Source organism: Labedaea rhizosphaerae (assembly GCF_004362825.1).
In the GTDB taxonomy this organism is placed as follows: Bacteria; Actinomycetota; Actinomycetes; order Mycobacteriales; family Pseudonocardiaceae; genus Labedaea; species Labedaea rhizosphaerae.
In genome coordinates this window covers 638,706-658,033 of the sequence record NZ_SNXZ01000004.1, presented here as the reverse complement: position 1 = coordinate 658,033, position 19,328 = coordinate 638,706, and the positions used below count along the sequence as shown (strand labels likewise).

Here is a 19,328-nt window from a genome sequence, read left to right as displayed (position 1 = left end):
ACGCGGGTCGTGCCGAGCCTCAGCTGTGGCCGCGGACCTCGCGCGGGGTGTACGGCTCCTCCAGTCGCGCCACCTCGTCGTCCGACAGCTCCAGCTCCACCGCGGCGATCGCGTCGTCGAGGTGGTGGGGCTTGGTGGCGCCGATGATCGGCGCGGTCACGGCCGGGTTGCGCAGCACCCAGGCCAACGCGACCTGCGCCCGGCTGACACCGCGCTCGGACGCGATCTCGCCGACCCGCCCGACGATCTGCTCGTCCGACTCCTGGTACAGCGTCCGGCCGAAGTTGTCGTTCTCGGACCGTTCGGTCGACGTGCCCCACTCGCGGGTCAGGCGGCCGCGGGCCAGCGGGCTCCACGGGATCACGCCGATGCCCTCGTCCGCGCACAGCGGCAGCATCTCGCGCTCTTCCTCGCGGTAGAGCAGGTTGTAGTGGTTCTGCATGGTCGCGAACCGGGTCCAGCCGCCGAGGTCGGCCACGCGCAGGGCCTTGGCGAACTGCCAGGCGTACATGGAGGAAGCGCCGACGTAGCGGACCTTGCCCGCCTTCACGACGTCGTGCAGCGCCTCGACGGTTTCCTCGATCGGCGTCGTCGGGTCCCAGCGGTGGATCTGGTAGAGATCCACGTAGTCGGTGCCGAGGCGGCGCAGGCTGTTGTCGAGCTCCGACATGATCGCCTTGCGGGACAGGCCCGCGCCGTTGGGCCCCGGGCGCATCCGGCCGTTCAGCTTGGTCGCGAGCACCACCGAATCGCGGTCGGCGAACTCCTTGAGGGCGCGGCCGGTGATCTCCTCGCTGCTGCCGTTGGAGTAGACGTTGGCCGTGTCGAAGAAGTTGATGCCGGCCTCGATGGCCCGCCGGAAGTACGGGCGGCTCGCATCTTCGTCCAGCGACCACTCGTGGTTGCCGCGCTTGGGATCGCCGTAGCTCATGCAGCCGAGGCAGATCCGCGAGACTTCGAGACCGGTGGCGCCGAGCTTCATGTACTCCACGTGGTCAGACCTTAGCCCGGCCACGCACGGCCAACGCTGTGGCACTGAGCACGATCTGCCCGTCCGGTCCGGACGGCAACCGGAAGCGCAGCAGGTCGCGGATGGCGTCCTGGTCGGCGGCGGACAGCGTGGCCAGGTAGCTCGGCGCCGGGCCCTGCCCGCCGAGGAACGGCGTCCAGTAGTCGTCGAAGTCGGCGAAGACGGTCGGCACCTCGATCGGGCGCACCTCGACGTCGTCGAAGCCGGACCACAGCTCGGTGAGCGCCTCGGGGTCGCAGATGGGGAACCGGGTGCCTTCGTCGAGCTCGGCGGCGGCCGGGTCCACGGACTTCGCCACGTCCCAGAAGTAGCGCACCAGCTCCAAGCCGTGCGGGTAGTCCCAGACGTATGCCGCGGCCACGCCGCCGGGCGTGACCACCCGGTGCAGCTCGGCGACGGCCTCCTGCGCCGAGGGCACGAAGTTGAGCGAGAGCCCGCTGACCGCCGCGTCGAAGGGGCCGTCGGGCAGGGCGCGGGCGTCCCCGGTGCGGAACTCCGCGCGCGGGTCGGTCACCTGCGCCCGGGCCTGCTCCAGGAAGCCCTCGGACGGGTCGACGCCGAGCACCGCGGCCGGGTCCACCTCGTCCAGCAGGGTCTGGGTCAGCGCGCCGGTGCCGCAGCCGATGTCCAGCCAGCGCCTGCCCGCGGGAACGTCCAGCCACCGGACGAACGCCGTGGCCACGGGCCGGCTCCACCGGCCGACGTACCGTTCGTAAGCCGCACCATCCGCCCACCAGCCGCCCATGCCACCGAGCGTAGGCGCGGACCGACGGAGTGTCCACAGTAGACGCTACGCGACGAGTCGAACCAGCTCCGTGAGCGCAGCGCCGAGCGGCAGGTCCACCCGCAGCCGCGCGTACGGGTCACCACGGGTCTCGCCGCGGTTGACGATCAGCACCGGCTTGCCGTCGGTCGCCGCGCGGCGCACGAACCGCAGCCCGGACATCACCGCGAGCGACGAGCCGAGCACCAGCACGGCCTCGGCGGCGTCGACCAGCTCCGCGCACCGGCGCACCCGCGGCGGCGGCACGTTCTCGCCGAAGAACACGACGTCGGGCTTGAGCACGCCGCCGCACCCCGCGCAGTCGACGACCTGGAACCCGCGCACCGTCGCCTCGGGCAGGTCGACGTCGCCGTCCGGGTTGATCCTGGTGGTGGCCGGGTCGAAGCCGGGGTTGGCCGCGCGCAACCGGTCGTCCAGCTCGACCCGGGAGCTCGTTTCCTTGCAGGACAAGCAGATCACCCGGTCGAGCCGGCCGTGCAGGTCGACCACGTCCGCGGTGCCGGCCGCCTGGTGCAGGCCGTCGACGTTCTGGGTGATCACGCCGGTCAGGTAGCCGCGCGCGGCCAGCACGGCGACCGCGCGGTGGCCCGCGTTCGGTTGCGCGGCGCTGATCGTGCGCCAGCCGAGGTGGCTGCGGGCCCAGTAGCGGCGCCTGCCGTCCGGGGCGCCGACGAACTCGTCGTAGGTCATCGGGGTGTGCCTGCGCAGCGTGCCCGTCTCGCCGCGGTAATCGGGTATGCCGGACTCGGTGGAGATTCCAGCGCCGCTCAAGACCAACACGCGTCCCGCCGCGACAATGTCGGCGACCTCCGCCATGCTTGTCGCGGTCGGGGCGACCACTCCGGTCGGCCGCCAGCCGAGCGTCGGTCGGGTCCGCATGACAACCACATTACGTCTTGGAGGATGCGATGGCTTCGGTGCTCAACCCCTACATCAACTTCGACGGCACCGCCCGCGAAGCGCTGGAGTTCTACAAGGAGGTGTTCGGGGGCGAGCTGAATCTGAACACCTTCGGCGACTTCGGCGCCGACCAGGCCGGCGACCCCGAACACAAGGTCGACGCCAACAAGATCATGCACGGTCAGCTGACCACCACGAGCGGCTTCACGCTGATGGCGGCCGACACCCCGCCCGGCATGCCCATCCAGGCCGGCAACAACATCTCGGTCAGCCTGAGCGGCGACGACCGCGCCGAGCTCAAGGGCTACTGGGACAAGCTCGCCGACGGCGGCCAGGTCGCCGTGCCGCTGGAGAAGCAGATGTGGGGCGACGAGTTCGGCATGTGCGTGGACAAGTTCGGCATCAGCTGGCTGGTCAACATCGCCGGCAGCTGACCTAGCGCACGCCGGCCAGGTCGCCCGCTGCGGTGAGCAGGGCCTGGCGGGCGTGTACCGGCAGGTCCTCGCCCCGCGCCGACACCACCACGGCCCACGCCGGGCCGGTGTCGTCGGTGCGGGGCACCAGCGTGCCCGCGCACGCCACGTCGTCGCGGAACTCACCGTGCTCCACCAGCACGTCGCCGGGCCCGAACGCCGCCAGCGCCGCCTCCAGGTCGCCCAGGTCGGTGCACGTGTTCGCCGTGTACGGCCGCAGCCCGTTCTCCCGCAGGTAAGCGCGCCGCTCCCGGCTCGGCAGCGCGGCCAGCAACACCTTGCCGAGCGCGGTCGCGTGCGGCGAGACGTCCAGCCCCGCCTCGAAGTCCTCCAGGTACGGCGAACCGGGACCCTCGACGACGGACACGACCGTCACCCGCGACGCGTTGAGGCAGCCGAGGTAGGCCGAAAGCCCTGTTCTCTCGGTCAGCGACCGCAGCACCGCGACGGCGTCCGGTGGCCGGCCGAACGCACCGATCAGGTCGTGGAAGCGCCGCGCCACCTGGTCGCCGATCACGTACGTGCCCGACGACAGCCGGCGCAGGTAGCCCTCGTACGCCATCGTGCGCACCAGGTGGTAGGTCGTGGAGATGTTCAGCTCGCAGCGGCGGGCGATCGCCTTGACCGGCAGACCGGGCTCCGCACCGACCACCTCGAGCACCCGCAGAGCCCGCCCCACGCTCTGCACGAAATCCTCTGGTGGACCCTCTGGTGGACCCTCGTCGTCGACTCGCACCATCGCGAACTCCTCGTGGCGGGACGCCGTTCATCGTAGGCGTTTCACCATCAGAAATCTGCGCTCTACCGGGTGGCCCCGGGGCCGTGGCAGAACTGATCGCATGACCGCGATCGATCCTGGGGTGCACGAGGCACTGCGTGGGGTGTACGACCCGTGCTGCCGCGAGAAGGGGATCTCGGTGGCCGACATGGGCCTGCTCCAGCGGGCCGAGATCGCCGACGGGCACGCCGAGGTGGACCTGGTGCTCACCTCCGGCTGGTGCCCGTTCGCATCGAACGTGCTCACCGAGGTGGAGCACGCGGTGCGCGCGCTGCCCGGCGTGGCCAGCGCGCGGGTGCGGGTGGTGTGGGACGAGGCCTGGTCGCCCGGCCGGCTCTCCGACGACGCCCGCGCGAAGTTGCGTTTCCTGCCGTCGCCCAAGGCGGTCGGTGACCGCGACGCGTTCGTGGCTTTGAAGACCGCCGAACGTCCTGCCGAGAGTTCTGGAGGTGCTCGATGATCGGCGACGCGTTCGTGTTCGACTGCGTTGCGCACCCGTTCAACTTCGAGTCGGACAACGCCTACGGTCCGGCCGGGACGATGTTCGCCAACCACCTCTACGCGTTCCACACGGTGCTGACGCCGGAGGACCAGCCGAAGATGTCGGCGGAGGAGTTCCTGCACCGGTGGTCCATCGACGAGATCCGCGAGATGGTCTACGACAATTCCGACACGGACATGCTGGTCGCGATGCCGCTGCCGCTGACCGACCTGTTCCGCGACGGCCTCTCGCCGTGGCGTGACTGCGCGGAAATGGCCCGCCGCGACCCGGACCGCACGGTGTTCTGGGGCACGGTGAACCCGTTGGAGGGCAAGAAGGCGCTCGACGACGTGACCCGCCAGGTCGAGGAGTTCGGCGCGAAGGCGTTCAAGTTCTACAACGTGCGCTACGAGGACGCGAAGCCCGTGCCGTGGCGGATGGACGACCCGAAGGTCGCGTTCCCGGTGTTCGAGCGGATCCAGGAACTCGGCGTCAAGATCATCGGTGTCCACAAGGGAGTGCCGCTCGGCCCGCAGCCGGTCGAGTACACGCAGACGTGGGACATGGACGGCGCCGCGGCGAACTTCCCGGACCTCAATTTCGTGATCTTCCACGTGGGCCTGCCGTTCATCGACGAGACCTGCTGGCAGCTGATCCGGTACCCGAACCTGTACGCCTCGCTCGCCGCGTCGATCAACTTCGTCGTGCGCGCACCGCGGCAGTTCGCCGAGGTGCTGGGCAAGCTGCTGTTCTGGTGCGGCGAAGACAAGATCATCTACGGCAGTGAGGCGCCGATCTGGCAGCCGCAGTGGGCGCTCGAGGCCTTCTGGAACTTCGAGATCCCGCAGGACCTGTGCGAGGGGTACGGCTACCCGCAGCTGACCAAACAGGCCAAACGCAAGATCCTGGGCGAGAACATGCTCCGCCTGCACGGCATGGACATCGAGGACGCCCGTGCGCGGCTCGGCAAGGCGCCGGGCACCCCGTTGCCCGCCTGAACACCGTCAGGCGATCCCGAGAAAGACGACCGACGCGGCGGCGGCCAGTAGCCCCACTGACTGCCGCCGCGTCAGTCGCTCGCGCAGCGCGGTGATGCCGACCAGGACCGGGATCACCGGGTAGAGCGAGGAAAGCACGACCGCGATCACCACCAGTTGCTGGCGGGTGGCCAGCAGGTAGAGCACCAGCGCGATCGCCGCGAGCGCGCCGACCGCTCCCGCGCCCAGGGCGTCTTTTGCTTCGATCTTGCGCCAGCGCACGGCGGGCAGGATGGCGAGGACCGCGGTCACCCGGCCGGCCAGCACCGGCCACACGCCCGCGTCCGGGCCGGCCTGGGCGAGCGCCAGGTACTGCACGGCGATGCCGACGCTGGAGATCAACGCGCTGACGACGCCCGCGGCCGTGCCTTCGTCGTCGCCCAGGGAGACGAACCAGAGCGCCGGGACGGCGACGACGATTCCCAGCCACGCCAAGAGGGAGGGGCGTTCGCCGAGCACCACGACCCCGACCAGCACCGGCAACGCGAGCCCGCCGACCGCCACCACCGGCACGACCACGCTCAGCGCGCCGGCGCTGATCCCGCGGAACAGGAACAGCATGCCGATTCCTGTGCCCAGCCCGGACAACGCACCCCACGCGAAGTCCGCGATCGTGGGGTCGGAGTCCACGAGCGGCGCGGCGACCAGCGTGACGAGCAGGCCACCGAGCTGACCGAGCACGGCGACCAGTCCGAAGTGGACCCGGCGCGACAGCAGGCCGCCCGCAACGTCGGAGATGCCGTAGCAGAGCGCGGAACCAAGTGCGAAGAGCACGGGTCAGGCACTGTCCCGTTCGGCCTGGCCGACCGGGCACACGGCGTTGTTGGTGCATGCGTCGCGGTCGCACAACCGGCACACGCGGCCGCTGTTTTGTTCGTATTCGTATATTTTGACGAGCAACTTCTCCAGCAGCGGCGCCAGCGCGGCCTGCTCGTGCTCGTCGAAGCCGTCGAGCAGGCCCTGCAGGTGCTTCTGCCGTTCTTCCAGCATCACCTGCCCGACCCGCCGGCCGGCGTCGGTGAGCTGAACCCCCACCTCGCGGCCGACCCAGGCGCCCCGCGTCACGTACCCGTCGCGCTCCAGCGCGGCCACGACCCGCGCCGCCGCCGACTGCGTGATCCCGATCCGCCGTCCCAGCTCGGTGCCGGTGAGCCCGTCACCTTCACGCAACAACACCAGGGCCGCCGCCGCGCTGGCACTCAACCCGGCGAACTCGGCCGTCCCGTCGGCTACGACCGCGGCCACCCCCAATCCGGCCGCCCCGAGCAGATTCGCCAACCGCACCCCATCATTCATTCCTCATGCATACCACGCCCCACCCAGCCCTACACCTCATCCATTCATTCCTCATGCATGACTCGGTACTTCTCGCAGATCCGCAGGTCAGCGCCCATGTCCCGCTTGCGCCCGCCGGGAATTAGCCCGCTAATTCCGGTCGAAGAGGGGGAGGAAGGCGCGGGCGGCGGGGTTGAGGGGGCCGGGGGAGCGCCAGGCCAGGGCGACGCGGCCGCGCAGGGATGGGTCGGTGATGACGAGCGGGTGCAGGCCGGGGTGGTTGTGGGCGATCGACGTGGGTAGGACGGCCACGCCCAAGCCGCGCACAGCCAGTTGGGCCAGCAGTTGCGGGGTGCCCGCCTCGAAGGCCACATGCGGGGTGAATCCCGTTGCGGCACAAGCGGATTCGAGGTGGGAGCGGATGCCGGTGCCGGGGCGCATGGTGATCAACGGGTGGTCGCGCAGGTCCAGCAGCGGAATGGACTTCGCCCCGGCCAAGGGGTGGTCGAGGGCGACGGCGGCGTCGATGGCCTCGTCGGTGATCGTGCGCAGGGCCACCCCGTCGGGGTCTTGGGCGCCGACGGCGACGATCGCCGCGTCGAGGGCGCCGGTGCGGATGTCGTCGAGCAGGTGCGCGGACTCGCCCTCGGTCAGGGTGATCTCCACGGCCGGGTACCGCTCGTGGAAGTCGGCGAGCAGGCTCGGCAGGTCGACGGTGTGCGAGGTGATCATGCCGACCGCAAGGTGCCCGCGGACCAGTCCGCCCATCTCGTCGGCGGCGAGGCGAGCGGACTCCACCGCCGCCAATGCGGCACGCGCATAGGGCAGGACGGCCGCGCCCACCTCGGTCGGTCGCACGCCGCGGCCCGAGCGGTCCAGCAACTCGTGCCCGAGCTCCCGTTCCAGCCGCCTGATCTGCGCACTCACCCCCGGCTGCGCGACGTGCACCCGGGCCGCCGCCCTGGTGAAGTTCGCCTCCTCGACGACCGCGACGAAGTACTCCAGCTGCCGCAACTCCATAAGCGCTGAGTCTAGCTTCGAGAACAACCAGATGTTGGACTTCTAGTACGCCGAAGCGCACGGTGGAGTTATGAGCAAGGCACGTGAACCAGAAGACCTGACCAGGCTGTTCGTCGAGCTCGCCAACGAGGGCGACGCACGCGGGATGGCCGAGCTGTACGAAGAAGACGCCGTGATGGCCTACCCGCCGGGCGCGCAGACCGTCGGCCGCGACGCCATCCAGAAGGTGTTCGAGCAGCTCGTCGCCAACGTCCCGCACTTCGAGCAGGAGGAGTCCTACCCGACGATCCACCACGGCGAGCTGGCGTTGACCTCGACGAAGCCGTCGGACAACACTGGTGGCCGGACCCAGATCGTGCGCCGGCAATCCGACGGCAGCTGGCTGCGGGTGATCGACCGACCGGAAATCAAGAGCTGAGCTACGCAACCCCGCCACCCGCCGCGTCGTGAGGTAAGGCGACGAGGTTCCCCGAGCAAGGTGGTGGCGGGTTGCGCAAGTGGTGGGTTGGCGGGCTGGCGATCGGGCTGCTGCTGGGTGGCTGTGCCACCGAGCAAGGGCTCGGCGCGGGTCCGGCCCCGGTCGCCGAGCCGGTGCCGGTCACCACGACGGCGACCACGCCGACGACCACCACTACGACGCCACCTCCGTCGCCGCCACCGTGCCGCAAGCGCGCCGTGGCGTGCGTGCGGTTGTCCACGCACGAGGCGTGGTTACCCGGGCACGGCCACTCCTACGGCCCGGTGCCCATCGGCTACGGCGTCGGCAAGCACGCGACGCCGACCGGCACCTTCCACGTGGTGTGGAAGGCCGAGCACTGGCACAGCCACGAGTACGGCGACCCGATGCCCTATTCGGTGTTCTTCGCCGCCGGCGGCATCGCGTTCCACCAGGGCAGCCTCGACACCAGCTCGCACGGCTGCGTCCACCTGACCAAGACCGCGGCCAAGCGGTTCTTCTCGTCCCTGAAGCCCGGCGACGAGGTCCAGATCCTGCCCTAGGACAGCAGCGCGGCCGCCTCCGCCCGATTGGCGACGTGCAGCTTGGCGAACAGGTTGTTCGTGTGCGTCTTGACCGTCGAGAGGCCGATGCCGAGGCTCTCCGCGATGGCCCGGTTGCTCTTGCCACGCGCCATGAGCGCGAGGACCCGGGCCTCCTGTTCGGTCAGGCGGTGTTGGCGCGCAACCTCTTCCAGCCGCGTGCGGGCGGCGAGCCCGCGCACGACCGTGCGGGTCACCTCGGGCGCGAACGTGCTGTGCCCGTCGGCGGTCGCGGTGATCGCGGAGACGATCTGCTCGCGGCCCGCGCTCTTGGTGAGGTAGCCGGCGGCGCCGGCCTGCAACGCCTCGACGATCGACTTGTCGTCGGAATAGGTCGTCAGCACGAGCACCTTGGACCCGTTGCTCTCGGCGATGCGCGCGGTGGCTGCGACGCCGTCCAGGCCGGGCATCCGCAAGTCCATCAACACGACGTCCGGCGCGAGCTCGACGGCGAGCCGCACCGCCTGCTCGCCGTCGGCCGCGACGCCCACGACCCGGATGCCCGGTGCGTGCTCGAGGATCGTGACGAGCCCGTCGCGCACCGCGGCCTGGTCGTCGGCCACGACGACGGTGATGTCAGCCACGGGGCACCTCGCAGCGGACGACCCAGTTCGAGCCGTCCGGTCCGGCGGTGAGGGTGCTGCCCAGGAGCGCGGCCCGCTCACGCATCCCGCGCACACCGTGTCCTTCCCCTTGCCTGGCACCGGAATGCGGATTCGCCACCCGCAGCACCACCTTGGCTGGTGTCCCGGTCAGCTCGACCTGGATCCGTTGACCCGGCGCGTGTTTGGCCGCGTTGGTCAAGGCCTCGACGGCGATCGACGCCAGCACGTCGGCCACCTCGGCGGGGACGTCGACCGGACCGCGGACGGTCAGTTCGGCCGACGGTGCCTGGGCCGCGAGCGAGGCGAGGGTCGTCTCCAGCGGGCCGTCGAAGGTGCGCAGGGCGTCCACGGCGCGTTTCGCCTCGTCCAGGCCGTCGGCGGCCATGGCGCGGGCGCCGCGGACGCGGGTGGTCACCTCGGGATCGTCCTTTTCGGACACGACGGCGTCCAGGGCGTCGAGTTGCAGGACGAGGCCGCCCAGGGTGTGGGCGAGGACGTCGTGCAGGTCGCGGGCGATGCGGGCGCGTTCGGCCAGCACCGCGGTCTCGGCCCGGCGTCGCAGCAGTGCCCGCTCACCGCGTTGGCGCAGCGCCGCGTTCCGGCCGATCGACCCGACGACGGCGGCCACCAGCACCGTGAAGAGCACGGCGAACGGGTCGGCGGTGCCGGGAAAGCCGGGCAGGACAGCCCCCACGACGTAGCCGATGGCGCCGGCCCCGAACTCGGCCGCGAGCCACGCCGGCGGAACGTCCACAGCGGACACGACGGCGAGGACCGCCGCGGCGACGAGGATCGACGCCGACGGTGCCCGCGCGCTCACCGCGATCGCGCCGAGCACCAGCACGACGGTCCACGGCAGCGTCCGCCAGGGCTGCTCGATGCGCGGGCCGAGGATCGCGGCCACCACCCAGACGACCACCGCGGCCAGGACCAGGGTGGTCGCCACCGGCCCGTGCCGGCGCACGGGCACCAGTTCGAACGCCACGACCATCGCGATCCCGATGACGTGCAGGCACACCCGCAGCACGCGTTCGGTGCTCGCGGACGGTCGCGCGGCCAGCAGTCCCACGCCTCCCATCATGGCCGCCCGCGCCTCCACCCGAATCTCCACCCGCCGGGCTGATCCGCCGGTGCGCCCGGGCGTTCAGGGTGGATGGTGTGAAAGACCAAGCCCTGATCAACATCGCCGTCACCGTGCTCGTCCTGGCGTTCCTGCTCAGCCGTCAGTTGGCCGTGCGCCCGCTGCGCGAACGCTCGATGATCGGCCTGGTCCTGTTGGTGGTCGGCCTGGTGGAGGCCGGGCAGTTCGTCAGCGCGCACTCCCTGGACGCCGGGGACCTCGCGTTGCTGGTGCTGAGCCTCGCCATCGGGTGTGCGCTGGCCGTGGTGCGGGCGCTCTGGACCATCCGCCTCTGGGTGCAGGACGGTCGCACGATGCGGCAGGGCAACGCGCTGACCGCGCTGTTGTGGGTGGTGAGCCTCGGGCAGCACCTCGCCGTGGACAAGGTGGTGCTCGCCGGCGCGGGGTCGGCGACGATCCTGCTCTACTTCGGCGTCGTGCTCGTGGTGCAGCGCGAGGTCCTGGTGCTGCGGGCGCGGCGGTCCGGGGTGCTCAGCGACGCGCCATGACCGCTTCTTGCGCGCCACGGGCTGCGAGCCGGTCGGCCCGCTCGTTCTCCGGGTGCCCGTTGTGCCCCTTGACCCAGTGCCATGCCACCTCGTGCGGCGCGATCGCCTCTTCGAGCCGCTGCCAGAGGTCGGCGTTCTTGACCGGGGTCTTGGCGCTGGTCATCCAGCCGTTGCGCTTCCAGTTGGCCATCCAGCTGGTGATGCCGCTGCGCACGTAGGTGCTGTCGGTGTAGAGCGCGACCGTCGTCGGGCGGGTCAGCGACTCCAGGGCGCGGATGGTCGCCATCAGCTCCATCCGGTTGTTGGTCGTCTTCGCCGGCTCGCTGCCGTAGAGCTCCTTCTCGTGCGCGCCGTAGCGCAGGACCGCGCCCCAGCCGCCGGGTCCGGGGTTGGGCACGCACGCGCCATCGGTGTAGATCTCGACCTCGTCCGCCACGCCGGGCACCCTACCGCCGCCGTCCCGCCAAACCGTGGACGCCGGAACGGGGGACACACCCGGTCGGAAGAGGGGACACGCCCGGAGGGAGGTGTTTCGTCGGATCTCTACCGGGCTAACTCTTGAGTCAGGCCGCAGGCTGCGCTATAACCGTCCCAATACATCTGATGTTTGGCGGTGTTGAGTGCGCATTACCGGGCTCGTGACCCACGACATCCGGTTCCCCACGTCGTTGGAGCTGGACGGTTCCGACGCGATGAACCCCGACCCGGACTACTCGGCCGCCTACGTGGTGGTGCGCACCGACGCGCCGGACGGCCTCGAGGGGCACGGGTTCGCCTTCACCATCGGGCGCGGCAACGACGTGCAGACCGCGGCCATCAGGACGCTCGAGCCCTACCTCGTCGGCCGCGACCTCGAGGCCACTCTGGATGATCTCGGCGGCATCTGGAAGCTGATGGTGCACGACTCCCAGCTGCGCTGGCTCGGCCCGGAGAAGGGCGTCATGCACATGGCGGTCTCCGCCGTGGTCAACGCCTTGTGGGACCTCAAGGCCAAGCGCGCAGGCAAGCCCGTGTGGGAGCTGCTCGCCGACCTGACCCCGGAGGAACTGGTCGACCTCGTCGACTTCCGCTACCTCACCGACGCGCTCACCCCCGACGAGGCGCTCGACATCCTGCGCAAGGCCGAGCCTGGCCGCGCGGCCCGCAAGAAGGAACTGCAAGCCGCCGGCTACCCGGGCTACACCACGACCCCCGGCTGGCTCGGCTACGACGACGCCAAGCTGCGCAAGCTCTGCCGCGAAGCCGTCGAGGCCGGGTTCACGCAGATCAAGCTGAAGGTCGGCGCCGACCTCGACGACGACCTGCGCCGCATGCGCATCGCCCGCGAGGTCGTCGGCGCGGACATCCGGATCGCCATCGACGCCAACCAGCGCTGGGACGTCGGCCCGGCCATCGACTGGGTGCGCGCGCTCGCCGTGTTCGACCCGTGGTGGGTCGAGGAGCCGACCAGCCCCGACGACGTGCTGGGCCACGCGACGATCGCGCGGGCCATCGCGCCGGTGCGGGTGGCCACCGGCGAGCACGTGCAGAACCGCGTGGTGTTCAAGCAGCTCCTGCAGTCGGGCGCCTTGTCCTACCTGCAGCTGGACGCCGCGCGGGTCGCGGGGGTCAACGAGAACGTCGCGATCCTGTTGCTGGCGGCCAAGTTCGGCGTGCCGGTCTGCCCGCACGCGGGTGGAGTCGGGCTGTGCGAGCTGGTGCAGCACCTGTCGATGTTCGATTTCGTCGCGGTGTCCGGTTCGATGACCGACCGGGTCATCGAATACGTCGACCACCTGCACGAGCACTTCGTCGACCCGGTGCGGGTGGAACGCGGCCGTTACCTGGCGCCGAGCTCGCCGGGGTTCAGCGCGACGATGAAACCTGGCAGCCTGAGCCGGTACGCCTATCCCGATGGTCCGGTGTGGACAGAGCTGAGGAGAGCCGTGTGAACGACTTCGCGGGTTTGCGTGCCCTGGTCACCGGCGGCGGGTCCGGCATCGGCGCGGCGGTGGCGCGGCTGTTCGCCGAGCGGGGCGCGGCGGTCGCCTGCCTCGACCTCGACCCGTCCGGCGCACCCGACGACGCGGTCAAGCTGACCGCCGACGTCACCGACGCGGACTCCGTCCAGTCCGCTGTGGACAGCGCGGCCGAGCGCCTCGGCGGGCTGGACGTGCTGGTCAACAACGCGGGCATCGGCGCGCAGGGCACGGTCGAGGCGAACCCGTTCGACGAGTGGCACCGGGTGCTCGACGTCAACGTCGTCGGCATCGCGCGGGTGACCAGGGCCGCCCTGCCGCACCTGCGCGGCTCCACGCACGCGGCGATCGTCAACACCTGCTCCATCGCCGCCACCGCCGGCCTTCCGCAGCGCGCGCTCTACAGCGCCACGAAGGGGGCCGTGCTGTCGCTGACCCTGGCCATGGCGGCCGACCACGTCGGTGAGGGCATCCGGGTCAACTGCGTCAACCCCGGCACGGCGGACACGCCGTGGGTGCGCAGGCTGCTCGACGCCGCCGACGACCCGGACGCCGAACTGGCCGCGCTCAACGCACGCCAGCCCATGGGCCGGCTCGTCTCCGCCGGCGAGGTGGCCGAGGCCATCGCTTACCTGGCGAGCCCGCGGGCCGCCAGCACCACCGGCACCGTGCTCGCCGTCGACGGCGGCATGCAAGGACTCCGACTGCGCCCCCGCAGCTAACCCAGAATCGAGGCACATCAATGAAGATCACCTCATCGGTTCGCGGCGCGGCGGCGGTCACCGTCGCGCTCGCGCTCGCCCTCACCGCCTGCAGCAAGGATTCCACCGGTGGCGGCGGTGCGGCCCCCGCGTCGGGCGGCAACGCCAACGGCGCGATCGGGGTCGACCTGCCGCGCGCCGACTCCGACTTCTGGAACGCCTACGCGCGCTACATCCCGGCCAAGGCCAAGGAACTGGGCGTCAACCTGGCCGGCACGACCAACTCGCAGAACGAGATCCAGAACGTCATCTCCAACATGGACAGCCTGGTCACCCAGGGCGCCAAGTCGCTGCTGATCGCGCCGCAGGACACCGGCGCCATCGGCCCCAAGCTGGACGAGATGGCGAGCAAGGGCATCCCGGTGGTCAGCGTCGACACCCGCCCCGACACCGGCAAGGTCTACATGGTCGTGCGTGCCGACAACCGCGCGTACGGGCAGAAGGCGTGCGAGTTCCTCGGCCAGCAGCTCGGCGGCAAGGGCAAGGTCGTGGAGTTCCAAGGCGCGCTGTCCTCGATCAACGGCCGCGACCGGTCCGAGGCGTTCAAGGAGTGCATGACGCAGAAGTTCCCGGGCATCAAGGTGTTCGAGGAGCCGACCGAGTGGGACGGTGGCAAGGCGCAGGCCGCGCTGGAGACGCGGCTGTCGACCGACCCCGACATCAAGGGCATCTACATGCAGGCCGGTGGCGTCTTCCTCGACCCGACCCTGCAGCTGCTCAAGCAACGCGGTCGCCTGGTCCCGCCGAACGACCCCAAGCACATCGTGATCGTCTCCAACGACGGCATCCCGCAGGAGTTCGACGCGATCCGCAAGGGCGAGATCGACGCGACCGTCTCGCAGCCGGCCGACGCCTACGCCCAGTACGGCCTCTACTGGTGCAAGCAGGCCATGGCCGGGGTGACGCCCAAGGCCGGCCCGTCCGACCACGGCAGCAAGATCATCCAGCTGCCCAACGGTTTCGAGGACCAGCTGCCCGCGCCCCTGGTGACCAAGGACAACGTCGACGACAAGGCGTTGTGGGGCAATGCCGGAGCTTGAGCCCAGCGCCCCGGTCGTCGAGGCCATCGGGATCGCCAAGCGGTTCGGGCCGACTGTTGCCCTGGCCGACGGCGAGCTGACCGTCGCGGCCGGCGAGACGCACGCGCTCGTCGGTCGCAACGGGGCAGGCAAGTCGACCATGGTCGGCGTGCTCACCGGCCTGCTCAAGCCCGACGCCGGTCACGTGCTGTTCAACGGCGAGCCCGCGCCGCCGGTCACCGACCGGACGGCCTGGCGGGAGCGGGTCGCGTGCGTGTACCAGCACCCGTCGATCGTCCCGCACCTGTCGGTGGCGGAGAACCTGTTCCTGCACCGGCAACCCCGCGGCCGCTTCGGGTTGCTCTCCCCGTCGAAGCTGCGCAGGCAGGCGAGCGAACTGCTGGAGTCGTGGTCGGTTCCGGTGGCACCGGACCTGCCCGGCGGCGAGCTGACCGTCGAGCAGCGCCAGCTCGTGGAGATCGCGGGCGCGCTCTCGCTGGGCGCGCGGTTCGTGATCCTCGACGAGCCGACCGCGCAGCTCGAACCCCGCGCGATCAGCCGGCTGTTCGACCGCCTGCGGGCGCTGGGTGAGCAGGGCGTGACGTTCTTGTTCATCTCCCACCACCTGCCCGAGGTCTACGAGATCTGCCAGCGGGTCACGGTCTTCCGCGACGCACGGCACATCGTCACCGACACCGTCGAGAACATGGACCACGACCGGCTGGTGGCCGCCATGATCGGCGAGGCCCGCGGCCTGGTCGAGGCCGGCGCCGACCGGTCCGCGGTGCCCGACGACGCGGACACCGTGCTGGGCCTGCACGACGTCGCCGTGCCCGGGTTCGTGCACGGCGTCGACCTGACCGTGCGGCGTGGCGAGATCGTCGGCGTCGCGGGCTCGGCGACCAGCGGCAAGCGCCAGCTCGCCGAGGCGATCACGGGGCTGCGCAAGCGAACCGGGCTCGTCGAGGTGGGCGGCAGGCCGGTGCGGCCGGGCAGCGTGCCGGACGCGCTCAAGGGCGGCATCGGTTACCTGCCAGGCGATCGGCACGTCGACGGGTTCGTCGCCGGGCTCTCGGTGGCCGAGAACGCGACCATGACCATCGCGGGCAAGCTCGGGCCGGGCGGGCTCGTGCTGCCGGGCAACCGCAACCGGGCCGCCCGCACGATGATCGACGAGCTGGACGTGCACACCGCCGGACCCGACCAGCCGGTCGCCGAGCTCTCCGGCGGCAACGCGCAGAAGGTCGTCATGGCGCGGGCGTTGGCCAGCGACCCGGAGGTGCTCGTCCTGGTCCAGCCGACCGCGGGCGTGGACGTCCGGTCCAAGGAGACGCTGCTCGGCGTGGTCGACGAGCAGACCAGGGAGAAGCGGGGCGCGCTCCTGGTCTCCGATGAACTGGACGACCTGCGGATGTGCGACCGGGTCGTGGTGATGGCCGCGGGGCGCATCACCGCCGAACACCCACGCGGCTGGGACGAAGCCGAGCTGGTGGCGCAAATAGAAGGAATCGGGGACTGAGGTGAGCGTGTCCGACACGACGGAGACCGAGGCGGCCGTGCAGGCGCCCGACGTGCGCAGGCCGTCGACCCGGCTGAAGCTGGCCAAGCTGCGTGACCTCGCGCTGATCCCGCCGATCATCGCGCTGCTGATCTACGGCTACACGCTCAAGCCGGACCTGTTCCTCACCAAGACCTACCTGGTCGACACGGTGCTGAAGTACCAGACCGAGCTCGCCCTCGTCGTGCTCGCCGAGGCGCTGGTGCTGATCGTCGGCAAGTTCGACCTGTCGCTGGAGTCGGTGGTGGGCATCGCGCCCGCCGTCGCGATCTTCATGACCGTCGGCAACACGACCGCGTTCGGCGCGCCGTGGCCGCCGTGGACGGTGCTGCCGGTCTGCCTGGTCTTCGGCGCGTTGATCGGCGCGTTCAACGGGTTGCTGATCGTGAAGTTCCGGCTCTCGGCGTTCATCGTGACGCTGGCGATGCTGATCGCGTTGCGTGGTCTGCAACTCGCGATCGTCGGTGGGGCGACGATCTCCAACCTGGCCAACCGGTTGCCGACCATCGACTACCTGGGCAGCCTGCGGTTCCTGACGCTGCCGCTGTCGATCTGGATCGTGATCATCTGCTTCGCCGTGGGCATCGTCGTGCTCGGCTACACCCGCGTCGGCCGCTCGCTCTACGCCGTGGGCGGCAACCCGGCGGCCGCGCGCGCCGCAGGCATCCGGGTGGAGCGGGTCGTCTGGATCACCCTGATCGTCGCGGGTGTGCTCGCGTCGTTCGCCGGGCTGATGCTCTCCGCGCGGCTCGGCTCCGTCGCGGCCAACCAGGGCAACGGCATGATCTTCACGGTGTTCGCGGCCGCGGTGATCGGCGGCATCAGCCTCGACGGCGGCAAGGGCTCGCTCTTCGGCGCCCTGACCGGCGTGCTGCTGCTCGGCCTGATCCAGAACGTGCTGACCCTCGCGCAGGTCAAGGCCGACCAGATCCAGGCGGTCAACGGCCTTGTCATCCTCGTCGCTTTGGTCCTCGCCCGCCTCACCAGCGGAAAGGCGCAAGACTAGATGGACCGCATCGCGCTGCACACCAAGCTCAAGCCGGGCAAGGAGGCCGAGTACGAGCGGGTGCACGCCGTCATCCCGGCCGAGCTGGACGAGGCGTTGCGGGCGGCCGGCGTGCGGTCGTGGCGGATCTGGCGCGACGGGCTCGACCTCTTCCACGTCGTCGAAGTGGACGACTACCAGGCCATGCGGCACGCGCTCGCCGACCACCCGGCGAACGTGCCGTGGCAGGCGCGGATGGCCGAACTGCTGGCCGTGGAAGACGACTACTCGGGCGACGACATGGGCCTGCACCAGGTGTGGGAACTGCCGTGAAGCTCGGGTTCGGCTCCGCGCCGATCGGCAACCTGTACCACGCGGTGCCCGACGACGTGGCCCAGCGGACGGTCGAGGCGGCCTACGCGTCGGGCATCCGCTACTTCGACACGGCGCCGCACTACGGGCTCGGTCTGGCGGAGATCCGGCTGGGTCGCGGACTTGCCGGGCTGCCAAGGGATTCGTTCCAGGTGTCCACCAAGGTCGGCCGGCTGCTGGAACCGGTGACGCCGTCCGGTCAGGACCTGGACGCCGGGTTCGACGTGCCCGCGACGGCCGTGCGCCGCTGGGACTTCAGCGCCGACGGCGTCAAGCGGTCGCTGGAGTCCAGTTTGGACCGGCTGGGGCTCGACCGGGTGGACGTCGTGCTGCTGCACGACCCGGACGACCACTGGCAGCAGGCGGTGGACGAGGCGTACCCGGTGCTGCACGAATGGCGTGCCCAGGGCGTGGTGGGCGCGATCGGCGCGGGGATGAACCAGTGGCAGATGCTGCACCGGTTCGTCACCGAGACCGACGTGGACGCCGTCATGCTCGCCGGTCGCTACACGCTGCTCGACCGCAGCGCCGAGGCCCGGCTGCTGCCCGCGTGCGTCGAGCGTGGCGTGAAGGTGCTGGCTGCCGGGGTGTTCAACGGCGGCATGCTCGCCACGGACACGCCCGGGGAGCTGTTCGACTACCAGCCCGCTTCGGCCGAGCGCGTGGCGCAGGCGAAGCGGATCGCCGAGGTGTGCCACGAGTTCGGGGTGAGCCTGCCGCAGGCCGCCATCGCGTTCCCGGCCCGGCACCAGGCCGTGGACTCGGTGGTGCTGGGCATGGCTTCACCCGAAGAAGTCGCGGCCAACGTGGCCCTGGCCGCGAAACCGGTGCCGGAGGACCTCTGGGCTGCACTGCCCTGAATGTCGCATTCGAGACGCTGGACGCCCCGAATGCGACATTCAGGGCTTCACGTGGGCGGTAGCGCCGAATCCGGGGAGGCAAGCATGTTGCGTAGCCACTGCTCGACCCCGGCGACGTGCACCGTCGCCCAGGCCCGCGCCACCTCGGGCTGCCGCGACTCGATGGCCTCGAAGATCAGCTGGTGCTGCTCCCGGGTCCGCGCGACCGCGCCCTCCTGGGTGAGGCCGCGCCAGATGCGCGCCCGCGCCGTCGGCCCGGAAAGCCCGTCGATCAGCGAGCACAGCACCGTGTTGCCCGAGCCGGCCGCGATCCGGCGGTGGAACTCCAGGTCGTTGGCCACCAGGTCCTCGACGGTCGGCTCGTCGTCCAGTTCGGACAGCACATCGCGCAGCTTCGCGATGTCGTCCTCGGGCATCTGCGCCGCGGCCATCGCCGTCGCCGCCGGCTCCAGGATCCGCCGGACCTCGAGGAATTCCAGCACGGTGTCGTCCTGGTGGAAGTCCACGACGAAGCCCATGGCATCCATCAGCAGGTTTGGCTCGAGGCTGGTGACGTACGTGCCGTCGCCCTGGCGCACGTCCAGCACGCGGATCAGCGACAACGCCTTGACCGCCTCGCGCAGCGAGCTGCGGGACAGGCCCAGCCGCTCGGCGAGGTCCGCCTCCTTGGGCAGGCGTGCCCCGGGCGTCAGCTCCCCGCTGACGATCATGGCCTTGATCTTCTCGATGGCCTCGTCCGTGACCGGCACCGCGCGCCCTTCCCAC

The 19,328-nt window shown here is 70.6% G+C and carries 24 protein-coding genes; 13 read left to right on the top strand and 11 right to left on the bottom strand.

Translation table 11 applies throughout. The features are described 5' to 3' along the window. Positions 1–19 precede the first annotated feature (19 nt). Genes EV186_RS26055 through EV186_RS26045 form a run of 3 tightly spaced genes read right to left on the bottom strand, consistent with a single transcriptional unit; the run spans position 20 to position 2,693 of the window. On the bottom strand, positions 20–991 hold the full coding sequence (locus EV186_RS26055; protein ID WP_133852009.1) for an aldo/keto reductase: 972 nt from the start codon (positions 989–991) through the stop codon (positions 20–22). A 4-nt stretch (positions 992–995) separates the two neighbouring features. Then, entirely contained in the window at positions 996–1,775 is a 780-nt protein-coding gene (locus EV186_RS26050) for a class I SAM-dependent methyltransferase (protein WP_133852008.1), read from the bottom strand. Positions 1,776–1,820: 45 nt separating this feature from the next. Then, positions 1,821–2,693, bottom strand: coding sequence for an NAD-dependent protein deacetylase (locus tag EV186_RS26045; RefSeq protein WP_133852007.1), 873 nt, complete (start codon positions 2,691–2,693; stop codon positions 1,821–1,823). 29 nt (positions 2,694–2,722) lie between these two features. On the opposite strand from EV186_RS26045, the gene EV186_RS26040 reads away from it, so the two are divergent. Next, positions 2,723–3,148, top strand: a complete 426-nt coding sequence (locus EV186_RS26040) for a VOC family protein (RefSeq protein WP_133852006.1) — start codon at positions 2,723–2,725, stop codon at positions 3,146–3,148. 1 nt (position 3,149) lies between these two features. On the opposite strand, the gene EV186_RS26035 is transcribed toward EV186_RS26040, so the two are convergent. Continuing rightward, positions 3,150–3,926, bottom strand: a complete 777-nt coding sequence (locus EV186_RS26035; protein WP_133852005.1) for an IclR family transcriptional regulator — start codon at positions 3,924–3,926, stop codon at positions 3,150–3,152. A 100-nt stretch (positions 3,927–4,026) separates the two neighbouring features. Between EV186_RS26035 and EV186_RS39060 the strand changes: the two genes are divergently transcribed. Together EV186_RS39060 and EV186_RS26025 are read left to right on the top strand one after the other, a co-directional pair. Beyond that, the gene (locus tag EV186_RS39060) at positions 4,027–4,425 is read left to right on the top strand and encodes a metal-sulfur cluster assembly factor (RefSeq protein WP_166659331.1); all 399 of its coding nucleotides are present in this window, start codon (positions 4,027–4,029) and stop codon (positions 4,423–4,425) included. After that, positions 4,422–5,444 carry an amidohydrolase family protein gene (locus tag EV186_RS26025; protein WP_133852003.1) on the top strand — a complete coding sequence of 341 codons (1,023 nt, stop codon included), beginning with the start codon at positions 4,422–4,424 and terminating at the stop codon, positions 5,442–5,444. The genes EV186_RS39060 and EV186_RS26025 overlap by 4 nt, the downstream gene beginning before the upstream one ends. A gap of 6 nt (positions 5,445–5,450) precedes the next feature. Here the strand turns inward: EV186_RS26025 and EV186_RS26020 are convergent, their stop codons facing one another. The 3 genes from EV186_RS26020 to EV186_RS26010 all read right to left on the bottom strand — a co-directional run bounded on the left by EV186_RS26020 (position 5,451) and on the right by EV186_RS26010 (position 7,778). Further along, complete coding sequence (locus tag EV186_RS26020) at positions 5,451–6,257, bottom strand: GRP family sugar transporter (protein ID WP_133852002.1); 807 nt, start codon at positions 6,255–6,257, stop codon at positions 5,451–5,453. Positions 6,258–6,260: 3 nt separating this feature from the next. Further along, positions 6,261–6,779 carry a MarR family winged helix-turn-helix transcriptional regulator gene (locus EV186_RS26015; RefSeq protein ID WP_133852001.1) on the bottom strand — a complete coding sequence of 173 codons (519 nt, stop codon included), beginning with the start codon at positions 6,777–6,779 and terminating at the stop codon, positions 6,261–6,263. Positions 6,780–6,908: 129 nt separating this feature from the next. Next, complete coding sequence (locus EV186_RS26010) at positions 6,909–7,778, bottom strand: LysR family transcriptional regulator (protein ID WP_133852000.1); 870 nt, start codon at positions 7,776–7,778, stop codon at positions 6,909–6,911. 70 nt (positions 7,779–7,848) lie between these two features. Here EV186_RS26010 and EV186_RS26005 point away from each other — a divergent pair, with 70 nt between their 5' ends. After that, on the top strand, positions 7,849–8,196 hold the full coding sequence (locus tag EV186_RS26005; RefSeq protein ID WP_133851999.1) for a YybH family protein: 348 nt from the start codon (positions 7,849–7,851) through the stop codon (positions 8,194–8,196). Positions 8,197–8,267: 71 nt separating this feature from the next. Continuing rightward, positions 8,268–8,777 carry a L,D-transpeptidase gene (locus tag EV186_RS26000; protein WP_133851998.1) on the top strand — a complete coding sequence of 170 codons (510 nt, stop codon included), beginning with the start codon at positions 8,268–8,270 and terminating at the stop codon, positions 8,775–8,777. Here the strand turns inward: EV186_RS26000 and EV186_RS25995 are convergent. Then, a complete protein-coding gene (locus EV186_RS25995; RefSeq protein WP_133851997.1) occupies positions 8,774–9,400 on the bottom strand; it encodes a response regulator in 627 nt (208 codons plus the stop codon). The two genes, EV186_RS26000 and EV186_RS25995, sit on opposite strands and share 4 nt — an antisense overlap. Then, entirely contained in the window at positions 9,393–10,490 is a 1,098-nt protein-coding gene (locus EV186_RS25990) for a sensor histidine kinase (protein ID WP_166659330.1), read from the bottom strand. Before EV186_RS25990 ends, EV186_RS25995 begins: the two co-directional genes overlap by 8 nt. An 89-nt stretch (positions 10,491–10,579) precedes the next feature. Between EV186_RS25990 and EV186_RS25985 the strand changes: the two genes are divergently transcribed. After that, on the top strand, positions 10,580–11,050 hold the full coding sequence (locus EV186_RS25985) for a hypothetical protein (RefSeq protein WP_133851995.1): 471 nt from the start codon (positions 10,580–10,582) through the stop codon (positions 11,048–11,050). On the opposite strand, the gene rnhA is transcribed toward EV186_RS25985, so the two are convergent. Continuing rightward, on the bottom strand, positions 11,034–11,486 hold the full coding sequence (rnhA, locus tag EV186_RS25980) for a ribonuclease HI (protein WP_133851994.1): 453 nt from the start codon (positions 11,484–11,486) through the stop codon (positions 11,034–11,036). The genes EV186_RS25985 and rnhA overlap by 17 nt on opposite strands. A 202-nt stretch (positions 11,487–11,688) precedes the next feature. On the opposite strand from rnhA, the gene EV186_RS25975 reads away from it, so the two are divergent. From EV186_RS25975 to EV186_RS25945, 7 genes are read left to right on the top strand one after another with little or no spacing between them, the layout of a single operon-like run. Next, positions 11,689–12,981, top strand: coding sequence for an L-fuconate dehydratase (locus EV186_RS25975; RefSeq protein WP_424983373.1), 1,293 nt, complete (start codon positions 11,689–11,691; stop codon positions 12,979–12,981). Next, positions 12,978–13,730, top strand: a complete 753-nt coding sequence (locus EV186_RS25970; RefSeq protein WP_133851992.1) for an SDR family NAD(P)-dependent oxidoreductase — start codon at positions 12,978–12,980, stop codon at positions 13,728–13,730. Before EV186_RS25975 ends, EV186_RS25970 begins: the two co-directional genes overlap by 4 nt. Before the next feature lie 20 nt (positions 13,731–13,750). Next, positions 13,751–14,809 carry a sugar ABC transporter substrate-binding protein gene (locus EV186_RS25965; RefSeq protein ID WP_133851991.1) on the top strand — a complete coding sequence of 353 codons (1,059 nt, stop codon included), beginning with the start codon at positions 13,751–13,753 and terminating at the stop codon, positions 14,807–14,809. Beyond that, complete coding sequence (locus tag EV186_RS25960; protein WP_133851990.1) at positions 14,796–16,307, top strand: sugar ABC transporter ATP-binding protein; 1,512 nt, start codon at positions 14,796–14,798, stop codon at positions 16,305–16,307. Before EV186_RS25965 ends, EV186_RS25960 begins: the two co-directional genes overlap by 14 nt. A 7-nt stretch (positions 16,308–16,314) precedes the next feature. After that, the gene (locus tag EV186_RS25955) at positions 16,315–17,352 is read left to right on the top strand and encodes an ABC transporter permease (protein ID WP_208115783.1); all 1,038 of its coding nucleotides are present in this window, start codon (positions 16,315–16,317) and stop codon (positions 17,350–17,352) included. Further along, positions 17,353–17,664 carry an L-rhamnose mutarotase gene (locus EV186_RS25950; RefSeq protein WP_133851989.1) on the top strand — a complete coding sequence of 104 codons (312 nt, stop codon included), beginning with the start codon at positions 17,353–17,355 and terminating at the stop codon, positions 17,662–17,664. Further along, the gene (locus EV186_RS25945) at positions 17,661–18,563 is read left to right on the top strand and encodes an aldo/keto reductase (protein ID WP_243754272.1); all 903 of its coding nucleotides are present in this window, start codon (positions 17,661–17,663) and stop codon (positions 18,561–18,563) included. The genes EV186_RS25950 and EV186_RS25945 overlap by 4 nt, the downstream gene beginning before the upstream one ends. A 47-nt stretch (positions 18,564–18,610) precedes the next feature. On the opposite strand, the gene EV186_RS25940 is transcribed toward EV186_RS25945, so the two are convergent. Further along, positions 18,611–19,312 (bottom strand): FadR/GntR family transcriptional regulator, encoded by a 702-nt coding sequence (locus EV186_RS25940; RefSeq protein ID WP_133851987.1) that lies wholly within the window; start codon positions 19,310–19,312, stop codon positions 18,611–18,613. Between the last annotated feature and the right edge of the window lie 16 nt (positions 19,313–19,328).